General features: G+C 54.7%; 1 tRNA gene. It reads left to right on the forward strand.

Annotation, left to right across the window (positions count from 1 at the left end):
• Positions 1 to 82 precede the first annotated feature (82 nt).
• Positions 83 to 169: transfer RNA gene (locus tag HEN21_RS22765), tRNA-Leu, on the forward strand.
• The last annotated feature ends 87 nt before the right edge of the window (positions 170 to 256 follow it).

A 256-nucleotide genomic window follows, 5' to 3' on the forward strand; every position in this document is an offset into this window, starting at 1 on the left:
TCAGGTGTTAGTGTCCTTACGGACGTGGGGGTTCAAGTCCCCCCCCTCGCACCAAAAACCACGTTGATATTGCTCGCACTGGGCGAAGGTGGCGGAATTGGTAGACGCGCTAGCTTCAGGTGTTAGTGTTCTTACGGACGTGGGGGTTCAAGTCCCCCCCCTCGCACCAACGAGGCGATATCAAAAAAAGTAAGATGACTGTGCGAAGGTGGCGGAATTGGTAGACGCGCTAGCTTCAGGTGTTAGTGTCCTTACG

This window comes from Escherichia sp. 93.1518 (assembly GCF_013368915.2).
GTDB classification, from domain to species: domain Bacteria; phylum Pseudomonadota; class Gammaproteobacteria; order Enterobacterales; family Enterobacteriaceae; genus Escherichia; species Escherichia ruysiae.